This window comes from Methanoregula sp., from assembly GCA_026625165.1.
Taxonomy (GTDB): Archaea; Halobacteriota; Methanomicrobia; order Methanomicrobiales; family Methanospirillaceae; genus MVRE01.
The window spans coordinates 12,431-31,677 of record CP112999.1; the positions used below are offsets into that span (position 1 = coordinate 12,431).

Genomic DNA, 19,247 nt, shown 5'->3' on the forward strand with positions numbered 1-19,247 from the left:
GATACGTAAAATATCTTCCAAGGAAATCCAGACAGGAGCTGTACCAGTACTATTCAGTCGAGAAAAAAAGATGATAAAATTGCATTTATTCCTTTACAGGTTTCCTGCCCCACTCCGGTTTCTTGAATTTTAAAAAGATCATCGGCGGCACCGCGAGCAGGAACGTTCCTAGCAGCACTGCACCAATATAGACCGGGGCGTTGGGGAAGAAGGAGGGTGGCATGAGTCCAACGATAAAGGCAAAACAGACGCCAAACAGGCCAAGTCCCCCCACCAGCCAGACCCCCGCCATCCCGCCGGGGATCCTGAACGGTCGCGGCACGTCAGGTTTTGTATACCGGAGCTTGATCAATGCCGCAAAGACAAAGAAATACACGATACAGAGCAGCTCGGTTGTCATCGCCGACAAGATCCAGTACGCCTGGTTGACCGACGGGAGGAACACATACAGGAGCGATATCCCCGAACCGATCAGCGCCTGCATGACAAGGATCGCCACCGGCGCCCCGTACTTGTTTGTGCGGTCAAATACCGGGGGCATGTTGCCCTCCTCGGCGACCACGCCCAAGCCCAGTGCCGGGCCAATCAGCCATGCTGCAAGCGATACAACGCCGCCAATCGTGATCAGGACAGCCATCGGGGCTACATATTGTGAGAGCCCGGCGGCTTCAAAGAAGTACTGGATCGCCTGCATAACCCCGGAAGCGAGGTTCAGTTTATCAGTAGGTATTACAAAGGCGATGGCAAGCGTTGCAAAGACCGTACAGATGAAGATGATAACAGCGGAAAACGCCATTGCCACCGGGTAGTCCTTCTGCGGGTTCTTTGTTTCAAGTGCATGGAACCCTGCCATCTCCATGCCGGCAAAGAGCAGGATGATGGTTGAGAAGAACGGCAGCGTGGCAAGGCTGATTGCCGGGACCATTGCTGCCGGTGAGAACGGCGGCAGGACGATTGCGGAGCCGGAAGAAAACCACCAGATACCAAGGAATATGATCAGGATTGAGGGGATGATGCTCCCGAGGATGACGCCGATGTTGCCAAACTTTGTGGAAACATCAGGGCCGAAATAGGCGATCAGAGTTGTCCCCCAGAACGCAATCATCATCACTGAGAACATGTATATGTGGTTGTTTGCAAGGTCCGGGGTCAGGGCAAAGGCAAGGGTGGATGCGATAAATGACAGGACGGTAGGGAACCAGACAAGGTTGTTGGACCACTCGCAGAAGAGCGCGGTAAACCCGCCCTTGTCGCCAAATGCCTGTTTGACCCAGGCGTAGATACCCCCGCCCTCAGGCCAGCCGGTCGCAAGTTCCGCACCTGCAAGCGAGATGGGGATAAGGAAGAGAACCGTACCTAAGATGTACCACCCGATACTCGACCACCCGTACTCTGCCATCGACGGGAAATTCCGAATAGACAGTACTGCCGCGACGTTGATCATCGCGAGCGCAAAGACACCAAGGATCTTTCCCGACGGGGCTTTTCCTTCTGCCGCATCAGTATCGCTCATCTCTTCCGCTCCTTTGTGCAATACATCCTGTACTCACCGTTGATCATTTCGATGCCATGGATATCATGCGAAAAGCCGGGGAAGCGGTTATCGAAGTCCTGTAAGGCAATCAGGTACTGGAGCACCGGGCCATCCCGCCTGCCGGTCCGCTCACCCGGGGTGAGTATGGGGATACCCGGTGGGTACGGGACGATCCCGGTCGCAACGACATGGTCAGCTGCCTTTGCAACCGGTATGTGTTCGACCTCGTTGTGCACGAGGTCCCTGAATGCTTCGACATAGGTGACAGCCGGCTCCGGCAGGAGCGAGAACGCTTCCTGGAGGAGTTCGCACATCCTGTGTTCTTTTTTGAATGCATGCATCTCATCTGCAAGGTCTTTGAGCGTCATGCCACCGTACCGGTCCGGGTATCCCTTGATGAGATCCGGGAAAACCTCCTCAAGCGGGGCTTTTTCATCATATAATCGTTTGAACTCGAAGAGCTCGGTGATAAGCGTCCCCCATTTGCCCTTCGTAATACCCATCGAGAAGAGAAACAGGATGGAATAATCGCCGGATTTTTCATTGATGATCCCCCGCGTGTCAAGGAATTTTACGACAATAGCCGCCGGGATGCCCCATGTGGCAAGGGTCCCGCCATCGTTGACTCCGGGCATGAGCACGGTCACCTTGATAGGGTCGAGCATGCAGTAATTGTCCGGGAGGTCTGGAAAACCGTGCCATGTCTCACCGGGGTGAAGGACCCAGCACGAGGGGTTATCGCGGAGCGTGTCGAGGTGGGCATCGGCAAAGGACACGGGTTTCCCGGTTTTGGGATCGGTAACAGTGTCCGGCTGCCACATCGGGAACCACCAGTCCTTTTTTGTCTTCTTTGTCCCGACCTCCTGCATGATGCGTGCCATCGTCCGCCGGAACCGGATCGCTTCTTCGATGCTTTCGGTAGTAAGCACCTTTCCTGATGCGCCGTCCATCATCTTTGAGGAGACATCCAGCGATGCGATGATGGTATAGAGCGGGGAGGTGGAGGTGTGCATCATGAACCCCTCGTTGAACCGCCCGTGTTCCATGGGAACTCTGCCGTTCCTGATATGGATCATGGATGCCTGCGAGAGTGCTGCAAGAAGTTTATGGGTGGACTGGGTCGCAAAGACTGTCGGTCCCCTGCTGCTCTTGGCCCCGTCCCGCATCGCAAACCGGTCGCGGTAGAGTGGGTTGAACCGTGCGTAGCCGTACCACGCCTCGTCAAAGTGGATGGTGTCCACGCTCTTTCCCAGCAGTTCCTCAACGTGTGAGGCATTGTAGCAGAGCCCGTCGTAGGTGGAGTTTGTTATGATAGCATGGACTGGCTTTTTGCCGGATGCCGTCTTTGATAACGGGCATGCGGCAATCTTTGCCTTGAGCGCCCCGGGAGCCATTTCGTCCGGGGGGATCGGCCCGATGATGCCGTACCTGTTCCTCGTCGGGATCATGTAAACTGCGACCGAGTGGGTCATCGTGAGTGCATGTTCGGCGGATTTGTGGCAGTTCCGGTCTACAAGGACGACATCGTCCTTTGTTACCCGCCCGAAGAATACGATCTTGTTTGCCGTGGAGGTCCCGTTTGTGACAAAATAGGTCATGTCAGCGCCAAACACCTTGGCTGCGTACTTCTCCGCTTCGCCGACCGGCCCCGAATGGTCAAGGAGCGAGCCGAGCTCCCCGACAGAGATGGAGAGGTCCGACCTGAAGAGCTGTTCGCCAAAGAACTTGAAAAACGCCCGTCCCGCCGGTGATTTCCTGAATGCCGTCCCGCCGGCATGGCCCGGGGTGTGCCACGAATACTCGAAGTCACGGGAGAACCGTACAAGTTCGCCAAAGAACGGGGGGAGGATCCGGTCCCGGTACCGCTTTGCGGCAGCAGTGATCCTGCCGGCGATGAACTCCGGCGTATCCTCCATCACCCAGATGTACTCGCTGATCTCTCTCACGAGATGGACGGGCGGGAGGTGTGCGGACTCCTTTGGCGGCTCGGCCATGAGAAATACCGGGATCGTTTCGTTGATCTTCCGGAGGTCATGGATGAGGTCGGCTGTTTCCTTGTGTTTCTTCTTTGTATCCCCGCCCAGGTTCCAGTTGATGAGTATACAATCGAGCTCCGGCAGCGCGGCATACGCCGCCCTTGCATCTGCGGGCGATGCGACTTCCCCGACCCGGATGCCAAATCCCTTCACGCCGTCAATGATGCGCTGGATGGCACGCCCCTGCGGGGTATCGGTCTTGTGGACATCATCGATGACCGCGATCGTCAGCTGTTCTTCAGGGTTCATAAAAAATCCTCCTTGCAGGCCTGCCGGATCCCCCGGCCGATTATGCCGGAACTGCAGGAACCATATGTGCAAAAAACCGAATCGTTCATTCTTATCCCGTCTCCTCCTGATGTCTCTTCTCGACGATCCGACGGGTTTCTTTGCCTGATCCGGTGGTTTGCCTGAGCTTGTGCCGGATACCTGTTACGTAAGAAATGTAGGAACTGCGAGAAATGCCTGAAGCGATTTTGTGGGCAATGACTGGTTGTTGAAGAAATACATTCGGATTATCCGCCGGCTATCCCCGATTAGTAGAACATCAATAGAATCGGTATTTAACCTTTCGTGGTTCAAAGAGAAGGGCTCCCCCTCTGCACAACCGGTGACCGGTATAAACCCTGCACAGAACAGGAGTACCGGAAAAAGAGTTTTATTTATCATTATAACGGTATGACCGGCTGCAATTGAATGTTTCAGAACCCCAAAAATAATAATAATATTATGTCGTATTCCTTGCTGCAAAATAAATATCTGCCTCGACCATCTTGTCGTCTTTAAAGAAGTGGTGCACGAAGTACACGTTTCCCTGCCTGTCAATCGATGCCTCTCCAGCAAGTGGGGAAAACATTTTTTCAGGAGCTGTCCATTCTCCGTTTGCCTTTTTTGAGCGCCAAACGCTGTAATCCTTGCTGATCCAGAGCTCGCTCCCGTCCGGGCTGAGTGCCGGCCACCCCTCGTCTCCCAAAGTGTTGACCGCTGCCACATTCTGGGGCTGTTGACAGTTCCCGTTCGCCTTTTTTAAAACCCAGATGTCCAGACCACCTTTGCCCCCCGCCCGGTCCGAGTGGTAGTACAGCTCATTGTTGAAGATGTGGAGTTCGCCTACTTTATATTCCGGGTTGAAATCAGCGTTCTTCCAGTTGGTCCACGACCCGCCCACCAGATCTGCGGTGAACCAGTGTATTCCTGAATAACCCTCCCTTACCGAGCAGAACCACATGGTGTTGCCTAAGACAAATTCGCACCCGTCACCGGAGACCTTGCCGCTGTCCTGCAGGACCACCCTCTCCGGTTTCTGCCAGACGCCTTTTACCTTTTTTGACACCCAGATACCGGTAACCCCGTCGACGATCTGCTTCTCGACCGGCACCCGGACATCGGGTGTGAAGAAGACATAGAGCGTGTTGCCGTCAGGCAGGACAAACGGGGAATCCTCTGCCCCGGCCGTGTTGATATCCCCCGTCACCGGCTCGGGATCCTTGTAATCCGTCGAAAGGGATTCTGGCGGATTGGGGTCTGTCTGCGGTGTCACCTTCACTGCATCGGCTGGGATTTTACTCTCGCGGTCTGCAGGAGGGCTGCTTATGGCATCCGGTTGCTCTGCACAACCTGCGGAAAAAATGACGACAATACAAAGCAGGAAAACGAGGAGATTTAAGTTTGTGCTCATCATGTAAACGATGCATTACCGTGAAATTTAAATGTTTCAGGACCTGTCCGGGATTCCTTGACATACTATGAACCTGACAGCCCCCCTCACTGTATGAATGCGGTGCCGGACCAGGTTGCGGCAATCCTGCCCAGGAGAAGAATAGCTGAGGAGGAGAAATCGACAACTTGAAATTACAATATACAAACTTCAATTATATGAGACGATGTTACTCCCTCTCTCTTTGCTCTCTGGCTCTCATTGTAATCCTTGTCACCGGTTGCACGCAGCCCGGCACGGATCCGCAAAAAGCAGTCACCCCGGCACCCGCTGTGGCTGGATCTTCAGCCGGGGAAATCTCCCCGCAGACAACAACATCGCAGATCACGCGGCTGGCCTCACCGGCTGTAACGGTTACTGAAGTACAGAAACGCGGCACACCGGACCCGGATTTTATCGTTGACATTTCTGTTCCGGAGAAGATCTGGCCGGGGACAACAATACTCCCCGACAACCATGATGCCGCCCACCCCCGGATCATCGAGGTTAACCAGCTGGGGGAGATTGTCTGGGAGTACCCGCTGCCCGATGAACTGAAATCCTATACAAACCCTGGATGGGACGTAGAGGTACTGCAAAACGGCAATATCCTGACCCTTCTTCCAAGGAACGGGGTGTACGAGATCAACCGGGACAAACAGGTCGTGTGGAAATACATTGACTCAAAGGTCTCTCACGATGCCGACAGGATTGGGAATGGCAACACCCTGATTGCGTTTGGGGGTGGCGATACGGCAGGAGATGCACAGGTTAAAGAGATCGATCCGGATGGGAAACGGGTATGGTCATGGTATGCAAAGGATGTGTTTACCGGGGCAGAATATACAGGCATATCGAATGAGGGATGGACGCATACGAACGCGGTTTCAAGGCTGGAGTCCGGCAACACGCTGATCAGCCTGAGAAATTTCAATGTGATTGTCGAGGTCGATCGCAATGGAAAACTTGTGCGGACGATAGGCAAAGGGCTCTTTGAGGCACAACACGATCCCCTTGTACTGTCAAACGGAAAACTCCTTGTAGCAAACCATGTTGAACCGCATGAAATACTTGAGCTCGATCCATACGGTGCCGTGATATGGCGGTATACAATTATGAGGAAGGGTTCCTGGCCGGTTCGTGACGCCAATCGTCTGCCAAATGGCAACACCCTGATCACTGCATCCGACAGGATTATCGAGGTGACCCCCGATCTCCAGGTAGTCTGGCAGTTCAGGCTTGTTGCGGGCCCGTTCACTGATAAGACGGCCCCTGCAAGGGGTTTTTACAAGGCCGAGAGGATATCCGGATAATTTTTTTCATTCATTGTACCACGATAATTGAACGACAGACTCCCCTTCTATCAGCATGAGTGACCTCCCTTTAAGGGGGGTCGCGGCTTTTCCAGCTGGAAAATGACCCGGCTTTTGCGCTTGGCTAATATCGACTAATTGATACCCGGTGAGACCGACAGGAAATAAAAAAACCACAGTTGACTGTGCATAATCTGATGAGTTCTCCTTCTCCTCGTGATTCTGATGAACCTCCCGGAATTTACCAATACCGCAATCGTGTTCCAGTCACAGAAGTTGGACGCGGGAATTTTTACCATCTCGATAAATTTCCGTTTTAAAAAATTGGGCTTTACATAATCCAGCTGATCCCCAGACAGGGTTGATGCCCCCGGTGCAAGGAAGAAAGTGATTTATAAAGTGTTTTTGTGCTCCCTTTGATCTGCCGGGTCACCTTTGAGATTGGGGCAACCCCAAGGTTCATGTGGTCGTATGAACCTGTTCTGGTATGGATATTCCCACGATCTTCAATATTATCCATCTCTGTGCTGAAATCCTCGGGTATGCAGGGGCGGTACTGATCATCTACGGGGGATTCCGGGCGATTGTCAAGGTCCTCTTTCTTGAATTTTCAAAGCCGGTATATACCTATAACCTGATCAAGCTGGAATTTACGGAAAAGATTGTCTTCGGGCTGGAATTTCTTATCGCGGGGGATATACTCTCCACGCTGCTCTCACCGACCCAGCAGGACTTAATCAACCTCGCCGTCGTCGTTGTTATCAGGACGGTGCTTGGTTATTTCCTCTCAAAGGAAGCGCCGGAATCCGGTCTCCACTGACATTATCATCTTTTTTTAAAAGCGTCACTGGAGAGCGGTTTTTTTTAGCCGTGTTCACCATCGGCTCACACCTTCAGCTTTTCCGGCAGCCCCTTTGCCCACGCAGAAATTGCACTCCAGTCACGGAAGTCACCTACCGGAGCCTTGACAAACCCGGTCATCATCCGCTGGACAAACGAGAGATTTGCCGGGTCCAGCTTACCCGCAAACACGGTTGATGCCATTGGCAGCAGTGGAGCAAGTGATGCATGGAGGGCTTTTATGCTATCTTCGATCTTTTGGGTATCCTTTGAGACCGGGGCAACCCCGACCGCAAACGCTGCGACCGGGATTTTTACAAGCTGGTCGCGGTACCGGCCGACAAATGTTCCTGCGTCTTTTACAATACTTCCCATATAGAGTGGCGCCCCGATCACCACCGCATTGTATCCCGAGACATTTGTAACCGTTTTCATCTCGGTGACATCGACGCTGTACCCTGCGGATTGCAGTTCCTTTCCAACCGCCTGTGCAATCCCGGCAGTCGACCCCTTCCGCGTCGCGTACGCGACAAGAATACGCCCGGCCATCACAATCACTGACGTTTATTGTCTGGGGGGGCATCAAGGTATGGTTTCCCGGTTTCTGCTGCCGGGGAAGCCCGCCAGCTCCTGTACTCCGGTGCCGTTTCCCTCATATCCTCCCAGAGCCACACCATCCGGTCAAGGAACCAGAGCTTGCTCAAGTAGACAACCGCGGCACCGGACAGGGTTGGCCAGATGCTGAATTCGAGCACCCCCCAGATCACGAGGAGCATCCCGATCCCGCCAACTGCCGAGAGGACATTCGGAACCGTCCGGTGGTGCACCGGCACGGACACAACGTCGCGGTTCAGCCAGACCCGTTCTCCCAGTACGGCTTTCGATGCCCAGTGGTCGAGCGTGTCAGGAGCCTTAAAAAGACGGGGGTTAAGCCACATCCAGAGAAGAGCAAGGCTGATCGGAACGACCGCCCACCACCCGAGCCAGAGACGGCTCCAGAACGCAATGATGAGAGCCGGCAGCACGGTGTTGCGCAGGAATACACTCCACGGGCTGGCGTGGCGCATCCACGTGTCGTCGTCCAGCTGGAAGAGCCCTGCAATCGTCCGCTCGACCGTCATACCTGTAATTATCCGGTTATTACGATTTGGTTGTTCCGGTTGCGGGAATGACATTAAAAGGGAGGATGTGCCGGTGCCGGAGGCAATCGCGGATCAGGCCCTGACTGCATTGAAGAATCATTCGCAGTCCCGGTTATCGTGCGTCTGGGACATGGGAGCACCCGCCCGTCCCCAGCAGCTTTTTGTTGCGACAGACATACTGTAGTTCATGCGAATGCCGGTCCCGGTCTCCCGCCTCCTTCCCGGTGAGAACGCGCTCACCCCGCCGGTCATCTCGCTGCTCTTTGCCAATCTTGTCACCATTGTCCTTGCCATCGTCCAGCACTGGGACCTTGCAACAGTGATGTTCATCTACTGGGCGCAGAGCGTCATCATCGGCATCTTTACGGTCGTCTCGCTCTTGAATGCCGATACTGCAGCCCTTGCAGAAAACATGGAGAAATCCATGAGGGAGAAGGGTGGATCGGGAACAGTCAGCACCCGTTTTGTCCAGGCCTACATGTGCCTCCTTGCCGGGTTCTTTGCCCTCCATTATGGCCTTTTCCACTGGGGATATTACGGATTTATCGTGGAGTCCGGGCTCTTTGGCCCCGTGAATTTCTCGGACCCGAACATCTGGTTCTCCTGTGCTCTCTTCTTTGCCAACCACCTCTATTCGCATATCCGGTACCGGCATGAGGGGCCAAAGGGAGTGGATTTTGTCAACGAGGAGTTCTTCCGGCCGTACCAGCGGATCATCCCGATGCACCTCACCATCCTCTTTGGCAGCATCATCGTGCTGGTCCTTCAGTTCTTCGGTATTGACGCAACCATGCCGGTCCTTTTGCTCTTCCTCCTCCTCAAGACACGGTCCGATATTTTTTCCCATCTCTTCAAACATGCGCAGCAGGAGCACCCGGACGAACCTGTCCGGTATATCGGATAACCCAAAAATGCCAGGCTAAAAAGACGATACCACGAAAGTAAATAACCACGATCCGAATACATGATACTGAGGTAAAGTACGATGGCAACCGATCCCGTCTGTCTGGCAATCGTTGATGAAGACGACGCGAAATTTTCGAGCACACACAGGGAGCAGAAATATTATTTCTGTTGCAACTGGTGCAAAAAGAAGTTTGACGAAAACCCAAGGAAATATACCAGGATCGCATGTGATCTCAATATCTCACTAAGTAAGGAATCGTGCTGAACGAAGTATCGCGGAGCACAAAGCTGCATAACCCACCCTTTCGTCAGGATCCACTGGAAGGAGAACTCAAAAGATACGCTCCGCATCATCATTAGTGAGAACTGATAAATCAGAAAAAAGTCGCTTTTTTGGCCTCCCGTTTGCGGAGCTCGATGCGCCAGCTGGGGGGCCGGTTTTTCCATGGATCCGGGGTGGATTTATTCCCCAATGGGGCCAAGATATTTTTAAAAGTTAACCAATCCGTAAAATCTATGGCTGTCTATGGCTGGTGGTTTGTAAACCCGGTGATATCCTGCACGATGCCGTTGATGAAGACAAGGTTCTTGTTCTCGTCAAATTCCGCAAGTGCCGTGACACTGACGCTCACAGGCGTCCCGTTCTGCCGTTTGAGATGAAGAACCCGGTTTTTCACAAACCGGTGTTTTCGAAGCTCATCAAGAAGTTCAAGGCGTCCATCCGGTTTTGAGAACACATCGATGACACGGGCCTCCTGGAGATCGGAAAAGGAATCATATCCAAGGATGTTTAGCAGTGCCGTATTGCCCCAGACAAACCTGCCGTGAGGGTCACCGGTGCTCCGGTAAATGCCTACGTTGAGATCCTCAACAAGCGTGCGGTACTGGTCCTCGTGTTCCCGCAGGCACTGTTCCATTCTCTCTCCGGTAATGTCCCGGGCGATCGACGACGCCCCGGCGATTGCCCCGTTATCATTTATTATCGGTGAGATCGTTATCAGGACATCGAGGGGGGCTCCGCCTTTTCTGAGCATTTTCATTTCGTGCCGCCGGACACTGTCTCCCCTCTCCACTTTTTTTAAGATAGCATCAAGATCTCCGTGATTGCCGGGCGGCACGAGCATATGGACTGGATTTTTCAGCACCTCTCCTTCGCTATACCCAAAGAGACGTTCTGCGGCAGGATTCCAGCTGATGATGCTGCCGTCTGATCCATTGCCGATAATTGCCTCGCCCGATGACTGGACGAGCCCGCGGTACCGGGCCTCGCTTATTTTAAGCATCTCCTCGTACTTTTTCCGGGGCGTAATATCTTCGACGATATACGTGAAACCGTCGCTCCCGTCTTCAAACACGGTGGGAACCTGTTTTGCCCGGAAATAATGCTCCTCATCCCGGATCCGGCAGCTTATTTCGGTCGCCTGTTCGCTGCCGTCAGGCTGTTTGATCCTTGTCCCGCTTTGAAAAAGGGCACGGAGCAGGGGATTGTTGATCTCTTCAAGGCGTTTTTTGATCAGCGATTCCTTTGTCTCATCCAGCAGGAGGGGGACCTGCTCGTTTACCTGAAGGATCCGCTGGTCCTTATCGACCACTATTACAAGATCTGAAGAAAATTCAAGGAGTGCAGAGATGGGAACCCGGCGGGAGACAAAAAATACTTTTGCAGCACCGATGACCTGCATCTCTACCTGGCCGGAGATCAGGAGCATATCAAGGTATTTTGCCACAAGGTTCCTGTTCATGTTCATTTCGGACGCAAGATCCGAAATCGTCATACCCCTTTGATGCCATTTGAGAACTCTTTTAATCTTGTCGACCCTCTCCTGATCGAGGACTCCCATAGTAGATACTTGAGCAGTACTGATAGTAAATATATTGACTTAAGCGATATTTTAAAAAAGGCGGGATTTTTTACCATAGCAATGAACCGCAGATATGAGAGGGGGTTCGCTCTTTTAAAACACATAAAATATCCTGCAGATAACAAAAAATCTGCCTGTTTTCACAGGGAACCAAAATTTGCATGGCAGATATCTGTACAATTCGTGATTGCAGTCCTGTATGGCGTAGTTATTGTGCAAATTTTGATTATAACCCCCCAACCAACAACGGTTATACTCTCTAGTATGAGCGGGTGGAGGGGGTATGGAATACAAACCAGAAAAAATCAAAGGGGAGCACTTAACCGGTTGTATTGAATCGGCAACTGCATTAAAAAAATTCAGGAAGCCTCTCGTCGAGTACCTCATCAGCGGCCTTGAAGAAAAGGACAAGTGGGTACGGTGTATGGCTGCGGGGATGCTCGGGGATCTCGGGGACTCCCGGGCAGTTGACTCCTTAAAACCTCTTCTTGCTGACCCGGACCCGGACCTCCGTGCAGTAGCAGCATATGCGCTGGATATGATCTGCTATAACCGGGCACCGGTTGACGGGTCACGGACAGGGATTTGCGAACACTGCATGGTCCGGTTCATTGCTGATGAAGCGCTCAACCAGATGAAATCACAGACAGAGAGTTCATATCATGCATACTGGAAGGGAGAAACGGCATATCAGAAGGAATTTCCGGACAATTCTCGGGTTTGAAGAACCCCCGGTACCGGAAAGGAAAACCAACGACACCTGCCAAAAAGAGGAAAAAGAGAAGGAAGGAAAGTAAATGAACATTTATGGCACGAACGGGATCCCGCTGGAAGCACAATACCTGTACCGGCGGGGGATGGAAATGCTGGGCCGGCAAAAGGATGAACTCGCAATGAAATACTTCAGACAGGCGGTCTTTATCGCCCCGGGCTTTTCAAAAGCATACCATGAACTGGCAAACTGCCTCAGGAAACAAAACCGGGCAGACGATGCTGCGATATATGAGATGAAGGCATGGAGAAATGACCCGTTCACAAGGGGAATAGCTCATAACGGGTTTAATATGGAGAGACCAGATGTGGAAATGAAGGACTCGCGGATAATCTCTCCGCAATTAACCTGTTAAAAATCCACTATTTTGCAGTTTTAAAAATACAAGAACAATTTTCCGGCTGTCTGGGAATAACGTACGTAAGAAAAAGGTTTGGATATCAATATCAGATAAACAGCGGTGCAAAGACCACAGATACGATCGCCATCAGTTTTATCAGGATGTTGAGTGCCGGGCCTGCGGTGTCCTTGAACGGGTCGCCGACGGTATCCCCTGTGACTGCTGCCTTGTGGGCAGGCGAGCCCTTTCCGCCGAGGTGTCCTTGTTCGATGTATTTCTTCGTGTTGTCCCATGCACCTCCGGTATTTGCCATCATGACGGCAACGATGAAGCCGGTGGCGATAGCACCGACGAGGAGCCCGGCAAGCGCCGCAGTCCCGAGGAGAAGTCCGCAGAGAACCGGTGCAAGGATTGCCATGAGCCCCGGGATTACCATCTGCTTGAGAGCGGCGTTGGTTGAGATCGTGATGCATGCCTCATAGTCCGGTTCCGCCGTGCCCTCCATGAGCCCGGTAATTTCCTTGAACTGCCTGCGCACCTCCTGCACGATGTCGCCCGCTGCCTTGCCGACAGCGGTCATCGCAAACGAGCAGAAGAGGAAAGGGAGCATTGCGCCGATCAGGACCCCGACAAAGACCACCGGGCTGAGGAGGTCGACAAGCGGGAGGGCGACCGCCTGCGTGTACGCAATCACGAGCCCGAGGGCGGTAAGCGCGGCGCCCCCGATGGCAAAGCCCTTGCCGATTGCGGCGGTCGTGTTGCCGACGGAGTCAAGGGTGTCGGTAATCTCACGCACACCCTTCTCCTGGTGTGACATCTCGGCAATACCGCCGGCGTTGTCCGCGACCGGGCCGTAGGCGTCGACTGAGAGTGTGATCCCCAGTGTTGCGAGCATCCCGACGCCGGCAATTGCAACTCCGTACAGCCCCGCCTGTTGTGCGGCGACGAGGATTGCACATGCAACGATGAGTACAGGAAATACTGTGCTTTCAAATCCAACGGCAAGACCGGTGATGATGCCGGTTGCTGCCCCGGTCTCCGTGGATTTTACAATCCGCTGGGTTGGCGGGCGTTCATAGGACGTGTAGTACTCGGTCACCAGCCCGATTAAAAATCCCCCGACCAGTCCTGCAACGGTGGCGATAAATACCCCGACATACAGCTGTCCGAGAAGCGTGACGACGAGGAAATACGTGGCAACCGCGGTGATGATCAGGCTGGCAAACGTGCCCGCGTTGAACGCCTTGTGGATGGCACTGCTCTCATTTTTCGAACTCCTTACAAAGAACGAACCGATCACGGAGGCGACAATTCCGACAGCCGCAACCAGCAGCGGCAGGAGAACGAGGTTCATGATACCGGCTGCGTCCGGAACGATATTGATTGCAGAACCGAGCGTCAGGTGGATGGCGTCCATCAGGCCCGAACCCTTGGATGACGCAATCATGACCGCGATAGAACCGCCAATCAGCATGGTTGCAATAATGGATCCGACATAGGACTCATACAGATCGGCCCCCATCCCGGCGATATCGCCAACATTATCCCCGACATTGTCGGCAATGACTGCAGGGTTGCGGGGGTCGTCTTCCGGGATCCCCGCCTCGACTTTCCCGACAAGGTCGGCACCGACATCGGCTGCTTTCGTGAAGATCCCGCCGCCGACACGGGCAAAAAGGGCTATCGAACTTGCGCCAAGGGAGAACCCTGAAAGGATATTGATCACTTCATAAATACCGACATTCGTGAAGGTATCGACGACAAAGAAGACAACTGAAAGGCCAAGCAGCCCGAGCCCGACAACGGTCAGCCCCATGACCATTCCGCTGGAGAACGAGACGCGGAATGCTTTCGCCATACCCTCCCGTGCGGCATTGGTTGTGCGGACATTTGCCATGGTCGCTGCGGTCATGCCGACATATCCGGCTGTTGCTGAGAGGCCTGCACCTACAACAAAGCACCCGGCAGTCAGGGGGTTAATCGCGATGGCGAGGATAACCGCCATTACCAAGACAAAGATCGCAATGGCAGTATACTGGCGTTTCAGGTACACCATTGCTCCCTTGTGTATCGCCGCAGCAATCTTCTGCATCAGTTCAGTTCCCGTACCCTCTTTTTTCATGCTGAAAAAAGAAAAGGCTGCAAAAAGCAGCCCGATAATGGCACAAATAGGTGCTATAATCAACAAATCCATTTTTCTCAGGCCCTCCATTTGAAATAGTGCATAATGCCCGACAATTTTACATCAATAATTTGCCACCCGGCCTTAAAAACCAGTCGCAGGAAGCTGCATGTGATAAGATGTTGAAACCCGGAGGGGAATTAAAAGGCGTACTAGCAACCCCCGGATGTTTCCACTCCAACCATACCAGGTGTCCCGGTGCCGGGGATTATCCGGCAATCATGATAAGGGAAATCAATCACCAGCGATCTTCCGTTTAGCTGTTAACAGGTCGGTTCTACGAAAACAGCGTTCGCATGGATATATTCTTTCACGTTTGTGTAAAATCAAATCTTTTTTCCGGCAATAGTTCACGAATTCTCTCAATTCTTTTATTTTTTTAAATTTTTGATAAAACAAACACGTTTTTTTAGATTGAACATCATAAATCATTGACAATTATGGTGGCGCTATTGTGTTCCTGAACAATGCTTACGGTGACATTATCAAAAAATCAGGAGTCCGGTTCTGGGCCGGCACGAATGAAAATTCATTTTCTGAACAACGAAAGGGACGGCATTAAGGTGAATCTGTGATAGCATTTCTTGTAACTGCGGGTGCTGCATTTCTGATATACTTGGTACTGACCGCCGGTTCGGGCAGTATCGGTTTCTGGTCGTTATCCGAGCTTGTTATGGGACTCCTGCTTGCGATCCTGACCGGACTGATTACACAAAACTTCCTGTGCAGGTCGGAGAGTTACCGCCTGCTCGATCCGCGCCGGTTTTTGCGTCTGCTTGTCTATGTGCCGGGCCCCTTTTTTGTTGAGCTTACAAAAGCAAACCTGGACGTCGCATACCGGGTGATCACGATGAAGATCAGGCCCGGTATTATACGGGTGGATTCTGGACTGAAGACCGATCTCGGCATTTTCATGCTGGCAAACTCGATCACCCTGACTCCGGGTACCCTCACCGTAGGCATTGACGAAGGGACAAACGATCTCTTCATCCATAACATCAATGTCGGCGAGGGGGATGAGAAGAAAGAGGCCATTGAAAGCACCGAGCTCTTCGGGCTTGTAAACCTCCCGTCATGGATACGGAGGATCGCCGAATGATCGATGCCTGGATCCTTGCTGTCCTGTGCCTGGTTGTTCTCATGGCATTCGCAACGGTCAGGCTGGTGCTCGGGCCCACAGCCCCCGACCGTGTAATAGCACTCGATACGGTGAACACCCTTGTCATCGCCTCGATGATCCTTCTCGGGGTAGTGTATCAGGAGATTGTCTTTGTCGACGTTGCAATTGTTTACGGGCTGCTCTCGTTTGTCAGTACGCTCTACATTGCAAAATATATCGGGGGGGAGTTCTGACATGCCAGCAATTGACCTCGTCATATACATCTTTCTGGCAATCGGGGTGACCTTCAATGCGCTCGGCGTGATCGGGCTCCTGCGCTTCCCTGACCTCTACACACGCATGCATGCTACAACAAAAGCAACAACATTTGGCTCAATCTTCACGTCGCTTGCCGTTATCGTCTACGGGCTATACCTGTTTATCACTGTACGTGACAGCCAGTACCTCACCCTTGCCATTCATGCATTTCTGGCGGTTGCGTGTCTTGCGTTTACGAATGCTGTCAGCGCCCATGCGATTGCCAGAGCAGCCCATAAGAGCGGGATAATGCCAACACCTGCAGTCGTCGACCGGCTGGCGGAGGCAAAACTATGATCGAACAAATTCCCCAGATTCTGGTGCTGCTGGGGCTGATTGCCTCGGCAATCCTTACATATCATTTCAAAGACCTGCTGGCAGCAACCCTTGCGGCGGGCCTCTTCAGTTTCCTGATATCGCTTGAGTTCTATATCCTGCAGGCCCCGGATGTTGCGATATCGCAGGCGGCGATTGGCGCCGGCCTGACGACTGCGATCTTTATCATTGCCATCCGGGCGACCGGGCGGTTTGAGGGGGAAAGCTCATGAAAAAGACGCTCGTTGTGGCAGCATCCCTCCTTATCCTTGCGGCATTTTTTGGGGTGATGGCAATGACACTGACGTTTGGCTCCCCGAAGATGACAGATATGGATGACTACTTCCTCCGGCACGGGCAGGAGCAGACCGGCAGCAACAACGAATGCACGGCAGTTGTCTTCGATTTCAGGGGCTTTGATACCCTTGGGGAATCGACCGTGCTGTTCTGCGCCATCATCGGCGTGGCGCTGATGTTCCGGAAGATGCAGGGAGGTGAGGAATATGAGGATGAGTAGGATTGTGCGGACAGCAGCAGACATCCTCTACCCTGCGATCCTGATCTTCGGGCTCTATATTGTAGCGCACGGCCACCTGACCCCGGGCGGAGGTTTCCAGGGCGGGGCGGTCATTGCAACCGCCGGAGCACTTGTTATCGTGGCCTTCAGCTACAAAGAAGTCACCGGGTGGCTTACCAAAAATGTCCTGATGGGACAGGAAGTCATCGGGCTTGTCGGGTTTATTGGCGTTGCCCTCCTCGCACTTGCATTCGGGCAGGTCTTCTTCTTCAATTACCTTGCCGGCAGCGGCTCACTCTTTGGGATGCCGGTCCCGTACGGGATCAATGCGGGCGAACTCAACACCGCTGGTGTCCTCCCGCTCATGAACTTCGCTGTCGGGATCGAAGTATGGGGAGGGCTCACGATCGTGATCCTCTACATGCTTTCCGGGCTGGAAAAGGAGGGGTGCTGAAATGCTCTGGAACCTGCCTTTCATCACCGTGGTCGTCCTGACCCTTATCGGCCTTGTGACCGTTCTTTTGAAAAAGAACATCATCAAGATCCTCCTTGGCATCAACATCTTGCAGTCCGCGGCAAACCTGTTCCTCATTGCCCTTGGCTACCGCGAGGGGGGTGTCGCCCCGATCTTCACGCTTGCGCCATCGGAACTGATGGTGCTGCCCACCCCGCAGGCACTGGTGCTGACCTCGATCGTGATCGGGGTGGCGACAAGTGCGCTGGTACTCTCGTTTGCCATGGTGCTGCAGAAAAAGTACGGTACGGTAGACATCGATAAGATACGGAGGCTCCACGGATGACTTTTGCCGATTTCATCGTCACCAATTCACCGGCACTGCTGGTAGCCCTCCCGCTGTTTGCGGCATTCCTCAGTCCGGTTATGGGAAAAATTTCCACAACGGCCAGGAACACGTGGGTGATGGGGATGATGCTTGTCACCGCGGCGGTTGCGTTCGTCCTCGCGTTCCGGGTGTTCGCAACCGGCCCCGTTCTCTACGTGTTCGGTGCCGCTGCAGCAAATCTTGCCGTCCCGCTGGATTCCGGGGGCATCCCGATACGGATTATCTTCACCGTTGATGCAATAAGCGCGTTCATGGACATCATCTGTGCGATTGTCGGGACATCGGTCCTTTTGTATTCACTGTCTTCTGAGTCCCGCAACAGCAGTCTCGATGGTTATTACACCCTGTTTTTCCTGATGATCTCCGGTGTCTTCGGGATGGTCTCCACCGGGGATATCTTCAACTTCTTCGTATTTTTGGAGATCCTTTCCCTTGCATCAGCCGGGCTGATCGCGTACCGGATTGACGGGGGGATTGCAGTCGAGGCTGCATTGAAATATCTCGTACTTTCCACGCTCGGTGCGATCCTCGTCCTGTTTGCCATCGGCATCTACTACGGCCAGTATAACGCCCTCAACATCGCGATGATTGCGCAGAGGATGCAGTTTACAATGCTGGACAAGATCGCGCTTGTCCTCCTCGTCGCTGCACTTGCGATGAAGTGCGGGGCCGTGCCCCTGCATTTCTGGACACCGGATGCTTACTCCATGGCGCCTTCATCGGTAACGGCATTCCTAGTGGTTGCAAGCCAGGCAAGCCTGTACGGGCTCTTCCGGGTGGTGTTCACCATGTATAATGTCACCATGAACTGCGCCACCGTGGGCTGGATCATCATCATCCTCGGCGTGCTCTCCATGGTGGTCGGGGTGACGATGGCAATTCCCCAGAAAGACATCAAGCGCCTGATGGCATACCACGCGGTCTCCCAGACCGGGTATATGCTTCTTGGTGTCGGTGTCGGGCTCGCGGTGCTCGGCAACGCCGCACTCACAAGCGCGTACGGGTTTATGGCAATGGAAGGGGGCATCTTCCATATCTTCAACCATGCGATGTACAAGGGGCTCCTCTTCCTGACTGCAGGAGCAATATTCTACCGGATCGGTACCCGAGACCTCAACAAAATGGGCGGGCTCGGGCACACCATGAAGTACACCATGATCTTCTTCATTATCGGTGCCCTCGCAATCGCAGGAATCCCGCCCTTCAATGGTTTTGCCTCAAAACTGATGATCTACGAGTCCGTCTACCTCTTCAACCCGCTCCTTGCGATCATCGCGATGGTTGTTTCAATCCTCACACTCGCCTCGTTTGTCAAGGTCTTCCATTCAGTATTCATGGGGCCGAAGCTTCCGGAGTATGCAGAGGTTAAGGAAGCCCCGCTTCCGATGCTGATCGGCATGGGTGTCCTTGCTGCAATCGTCATCCTCTTTGGCCTGTTCCCGCAGCCGGTGGTGGACATGCTTGTCGCCCCTGCCGCCCATGCGCTGGCAAACCAGGGCGGGTATATCGCATCAGTACTGGGAGGTGCCTGAG

22 protein-coding genes are annotated in these 19,247 nt (G+C 53.3%); 15 read left to right on the forward strand and 7 right to left on the reverse strand.

The genetic code is table 11. From position 1 onward, the window contains the following. Positions 1 to 85: 85 nt before the first annotated feature. The 3 genes from OS112_00090 to OS112_00100 all read right to left on the reverse strand — a co-directional run bounded on the left by OS112_00090 (position 86) and on the right by OS112_00100 (position 5,251). Positions 86 to 1,513 carry an amino acid permease gene (locus tag OS112_00090; protein WAC05060.1) on the reverse strand — a complete coding sequence of 476 codons (1,428 nt, stop codon included), beginning with the start codon at positions 1,511 to 1,513 and terminating at the stop codon, positions 86 to 88. Next, positions 1,510 to 3,819 (reverse strand): arginine decarboxylase, encoded by a 2,310-nt coding sequence (locus tag OS112_00095; protein ID WAC05061.1) that lies wholly within the window; start codon positions 3,817 to 3,819, stop codon positions 1,510 to 1,512. The genes OS112_00090 and OS112_00095 overlap by 4 nt, the downstream gene beginning before the upstream one ends. Before the next feature lie 478 nt (positions 3,820 to 4,297). Then, positions 4,298 to 5,251 carry a hypothetical protein gene (locus OS112_00100; GenBank protein WAC05062.1) on the reverse strand — a complete coding sequence of 318 codons (954 nt, stop codon included), beginning with the start codon at positions 5,249 to 5,251 and terminating at the stop codon, positions 4,298 to 4,300. Positions 5,252 to 5,445: 194 nt separating this feature from the next. Between OS112_00100 and OS112_00105 the strand changes: the two genes are divergently transcribed. Then, positions 5,446 to 6,579 carry an aryl-sulfate sulfotransferase gene (locus OS112_00105; protein WAC05063.1) on the forward strand — a complete coding sequence of 378 codons (1,134 nt, stop codon included), beginning with the start codon at positions 5,446 to 5,448 and terminating at the stop codon, positions 6,577 to 6,579. 487 nt (positions 6,580 to 7,066) lie between these two features. Further along, positions 7,067 to 7,399, forward strand: coding sequence for a DUF1622 domain-containing protein (locus OS112_00110; GenBank protein ID WAC05064.1), 333 nt, complete (start codon positions 7,067 to 7,069; stop codon positions 7,397 to 7,399). A 65-nt stretch (positions 7,400 to 7,464) separates the two neighbouring features. On the opposite strand, the gene OS112_00115 is transcribed toward OS112_00110, so the two are convergent. Both OS112_00115 and OS112_00120 read right to left on the reverse strand, forming a co-directional pair. Beyond that, the gene (locus OS112_00115) at positions 7,465 to 7,968 is read right to left on the reverse strand and encodes a flavodoxin domain-containing protein (GenBank protein ID WAC05065.1); all 504 of its coding nucleotides are present in this window, start codon (positions 7,966 to 7,968) and stop codon (positions 7,465 to 7,467) included. 5 nt (positions 7,969 to 7,973) lie between these two features. After that, the gene (locus OS112_00120) at positions 7,974 to 8,540 is read right to left on the reverse strand and encodes a hypothetical protein (GenBank protein WAC05066.1); all 567 of its coding nucleotides are present in this window, start codon (positions 8,538 to 8,540) and stop codon (positions 7,974 to 7,976) included. 208 nt (positions 8,541 to 8,748) lie between these two features. Between OS112_00120 and OS112_00125 the strand changes: the two genes are divergently transcribed. Together OS112_00125 and OS112_00130 are read left to right on the forward strand one after the other, a co-directional pair. Then, positions 8,749 to 9,465, forward strand: coding sequence for a DUF6498-containing protein (locus tag OS112_00125; protein WAC05067.1), 717 nt, complete (start codon positions 8,749 to 8,751; stop codon positions 9,463 to 9,465). A gap of 81 nt (positions 9,466 to 9,546) precedes the next feature. Then, a complete protein-coding gene (locus OS112_00130) occupies positions 9,547 to 9,732 on the forward strand; it encodes a YHS domain-containing protein (protein WAC05068.1) in 186 nt (61 codons plus the stop codon). A 259-nt stretch (positions 9,733 to 9,991) separates the two neighbouring features. Here the strand turns inward: OS112_00130 and OS112_00135 are convergent, their stop codons facing one another. Next, positions 9,992 to 11,242, reverse strand: a complete 1,251-nt coding sequence (locus OS112_00135) for a PAS domain-containing protein (protein WAC05069.1) — start codon at positions 11,240 to 11,242, stop codon at positions 9,992 to 9,994. Between the two features lie 9 nt (positions 11,243 to 11,251). Here OS112_00135 and OS112_00140 point away from each other — a divergent pair, with 9 nt between their 5' ends. The 3 genes from OS112_00140 to OS112_00150 all read left to right on the forward strand — a co-directional run bounded on the left by OS112_00140 (position 11,252) and on the right by OS112_00150 (position 12,456). Then, the gene (locus OS112_00140; GenBank protein ID WAC05070.1) at positions 11,252 to 11,665 is read left to right on the forward strand and encodes a hypothetical protein; all 414 of its coding nucleotides are present in this window, start codon (positions 11,252 to 11,254) and stop codon (positions 11,663 to 11,665) included. Then, positions 11,613 to 12,053 (forward strand): HEAT repeat domain-containing protein, encoded by a 441-nt coding sequence (locus OS112_00145; protein WAC05071.1) that lies wholly within the window; start codon positions 11,613 to 11,615, stop codon positions 12,051 to 12,053. Before OS112_00140 ends, OS112_00145 begins: the two co-directional genes overlap by 53 nt. Positions 12,054 to 12,126: 73 nt before the next feature. Continuing rightward, positions 12,127 to 12,456, forward strand: coding sequence for a hypothetical protein (locus OS112_00150; GenBank protein WAC05072.1), 330 nt, complete (start codon positions 12,127 to 12,129; stop codon positions 12,454 to 12,456). Positions 12,457 to 12,547: 91 nt separating this feature from the next. On the opposite strand, the gene OS112_00155 is transcribed toward OS112_00150, so the two are convergent. Next, positions 12,548 to 14,635 (reverse strand): sodium-translocating pyrophosphatase, encoded by a 2,088-nt coding sequence (locus tag OS112_00155; protein WAC05073.1) that lies wholly within the window; start codon positions 14,633 to 14,635, stop codon positions 12,548 to 12,550. 559 nt (positions 14,636 to 15,194) lie between these two features. On the opposite strand from OS112_00155, the gene OS112_00160 reads away from it, so the two are divergent. From OS112_00160 to OS112_00195, 8 genes are read left to right on the forward strand one after another with little or no spacing between them, the layout of a single operon-like run. Beyond that, positions 15,195 to 15,722 carry a Na+/H+ antiporter subunit E gene (locus OS112_00160; GenBank protein WAC05074.1) on the forward strand — a complete coding sequence of 176 codons (528 nt, stop codon included), beginning with the start codon at positions 15,195 to 15,197 and terminating at the stop codon, positions 15,720 to 15,722. Further along, on the forward strand, positions 15,719 to 15,976 hold the full coding sequence (locus tag OS112_00165) for a monovalent cation/H+ antiporter complex subunit F (protein WAC05075.1): 258 nt from the start codon (positions 15,719 to 15,721) through the stop codon (positions 15,974 to 15,976). Before OS112_00160 ends, OS112_00165 begins: the two co-directional genes overlap by 4 nt. A 1-nt stretch (position 15,977) precedes the next feature. Then, the gene (mnhG, locus tag OS112_00170; protein ID WAC05076.1) at positions 15,978 to 16,337 is read left to right on the forward strand and encodes a monovalent cation/H(+) antiporter subunit G; all 360 of its coding nucleotides are present in this window, start codon (positions 15,978 to 15,980) and stop codon (positions 16,335 to 16,337) included. Next, complete coding sequence (locus OS112_00175) at positions 16,334 to 16,588, forward strand: DUF4040 domain-containing protein (GenBank protein ID WAC05077.1); 255 nt, start codon at positions 16,334 to 16,336, stop codon at positions 16,586 to 16,588. Before mnhG ends, OS112_00175 begins: the two co-directional genes overlap by 4 nt. After that, a complete protein-coding gene (locus tag OS112_00180; protein ID WAC05078.1) occupies positions 16,585 to 16,872 on the forward strand; it encodes a hypothetical protein in 288 nt (95 codons plus the stop codon). The genes OS112_00175 and OS112_00180 overlap by 4 nt, the downstream gene beginning before the upstream one ends. After that, on the forward strand, positions 16,865 to 17,326 hold the full coding sequence (locus tag OS112_00185) for a sodium:proton antiporter (GenBank protein WAC05079.1): 462 nt from the start codon (positions 16,865 to 16,867) through the stop codon (positions 17,324 to 17,326). The genes OS112_00180 and OS112_00185 overlap by 8 nt, the downstream gene beginning before the upstream one ends. Position 17,327: 1 nt before the next feature. Further along, complete coding sequence (locus OS112_00190; GenBank protein ID WAC05080.1) at positions 17,328 to 17,672, forward strand: cation:proton antiporter subunit C; 345 nt, start codon at positions 17,328 to 17,330, stop codon at positions 17,670 to 17,672. Continuing rightward, a complete protein-coding gene (locus tag OS112_00195; GenBank protein WAC05081.1) occupies positions 17,669 to 19,246 on the forward strand; it encodes a proton-conducting transporter membrane subunit in 1,578 nt (525 codons plus the stop codon). The genes OS112_00190 and OS112_00195 overlap by 4 nt, the downstream gene beginning before the upstream one ends. Position 19,247 lies beyond the last annotated feature (1 nt).

Bases quoted from the DNA above. Each gene is read 5' to 3' on its own strand.
- OS112_00155 (WAC05073.1), bottom strand. From the start codon at position 14,635: ATGGATTTGTTGATTATAGCACCTATTTGTGCCATTATCGGGCTGCTT.
- OS112_00115 (WAC05065.1), bottom strand. From the start codon at position 7,968: ATGGCCGGGCGTATTCTTGTCGCGTACGCGACGCGGAAGGGGTCGACT.
- OS112_00120 (WAC05066.1), bottom strand. From the start codon at position 8,540: ATGACGGTCGAGCGGACGATTGCAGGGCTCTTCCAGCTGGACGACGAC.
- OS112_00090 (WAC05060.1), bottom strand. From the start codon at position 1,513: ATGAGCGATACTGATGCGGCAGAAGGAAAAGCCCCGTCGGGAAAGATC.
- OS112_00165 (WAC05075.1), top strand. From the start codon at position 15,719: ATGATCGATGCCTGGATCCTTGCTGTCCTGTGCCTGGTTGTTCTCATG.
- OS112_00125 (WAC05067.1), top strand. From the start codon at position 8,749: ATGCGAATGCCGGTCCCGGTCTCCCGCCTCCTTCCCGGTGAGAACGCG.
- OS112_00105 (WAC05063.1), top strand. From the start codon at position 5,446: ATGAGACGATGTTACTCCCTCTCTCTTTGCTCTCTGGCTCTCATTGTA.
- OS112_00095 (WAC05061.1), bottom strand. From the start codon at position 3,819: ATGAACCCTGAAGAACAGCTGACGATCGCGGTCATCGATGATGTCCAC.
- mnhG (WAC05076.1), top strand. From the start codon at position 15,978: ATGCCAGCAATTGACCTCGTCATATACATCTTTCTGGCAATCGGGGTG.
- OS112_00100 (WAC05062.1), bottom strand. From the start codon at position 5,251: ATGATGAGCACAAACTTAAATCTCCTCGTTTTCCTGCTTTGTATTGTC.
- OS112_00195 (WAC05081.1), top strand. From the start codon at position 17,669: ATGACTTTTGCCGATTTCATCGTCACCAATTCACCGGCACTGCTGGTA.
- OS112_00175 (WAC05077.1), top strand. From the start codon at position 16,334: ATGATCGAACAAATTCCCCAGATTCTGGTGCTGCTGGGGCTGATTGCC.
- OS112_00180 (WAC05078.1), top strand. From the start codon at position 16,585: ATGAAAAAGACGCTCGTTGTGGCAGCATCCCTCCTTATCCTTGCGGCA.
- OS112_00140 (WAC05070.1), top strand. From the start codon at position 11,252: ATGCCATTTGAGAACTCTTTTAATCTTGTCGACCCTCTCCTGATCGAG.
- OS112_00185 (WAC05079.1), top strand. From the start codon at position 16,865: ATGAGTAGGATTGTGCGGACAGCAGCAGACATCCTCTACCCTGCGATC.
- OS112_00110 (WAC05064.1), top strand. From the start codon at position 7,067: ATGGATATTCCCACGATCTTCAATATTATCCATCTCTGTGCTGAAATC.
- OS112_00135 (WAC05069.1), bottom strand. From the start codon at position 11,242: ATGACGATTTCGGATCTTGCGTCCGAAATGAACATGAACAGGAACCTT.
- OS112_00190 (WAC05080.1), top strand. From the start codon at position 17,328: ATGCTCTGGAACCTGCCTTTCATCACCGTGGTCGTCCTGACCCTTATC.
- OS112_00150 (WAC05072.1), top strand. From the start codon at position 12,127: ATGAACATTTATGGCACGAACGGGATCCCGCTGGAAGCACAATACCTG.
- OS112_00145 (WAC05071.1), top strand. From the start codon at position 11,613: ATGGAATACAAACCAGAAAAAATCAAAGGGGAGCACTTAACCGGTTGT.
- OS112_00130 (WAC05068.1), top strand. From the start codon at position 9,547: ATGGCAACCGATCCCGTCTGTCTGGCAATCGTTGATGAAGACGACGCG.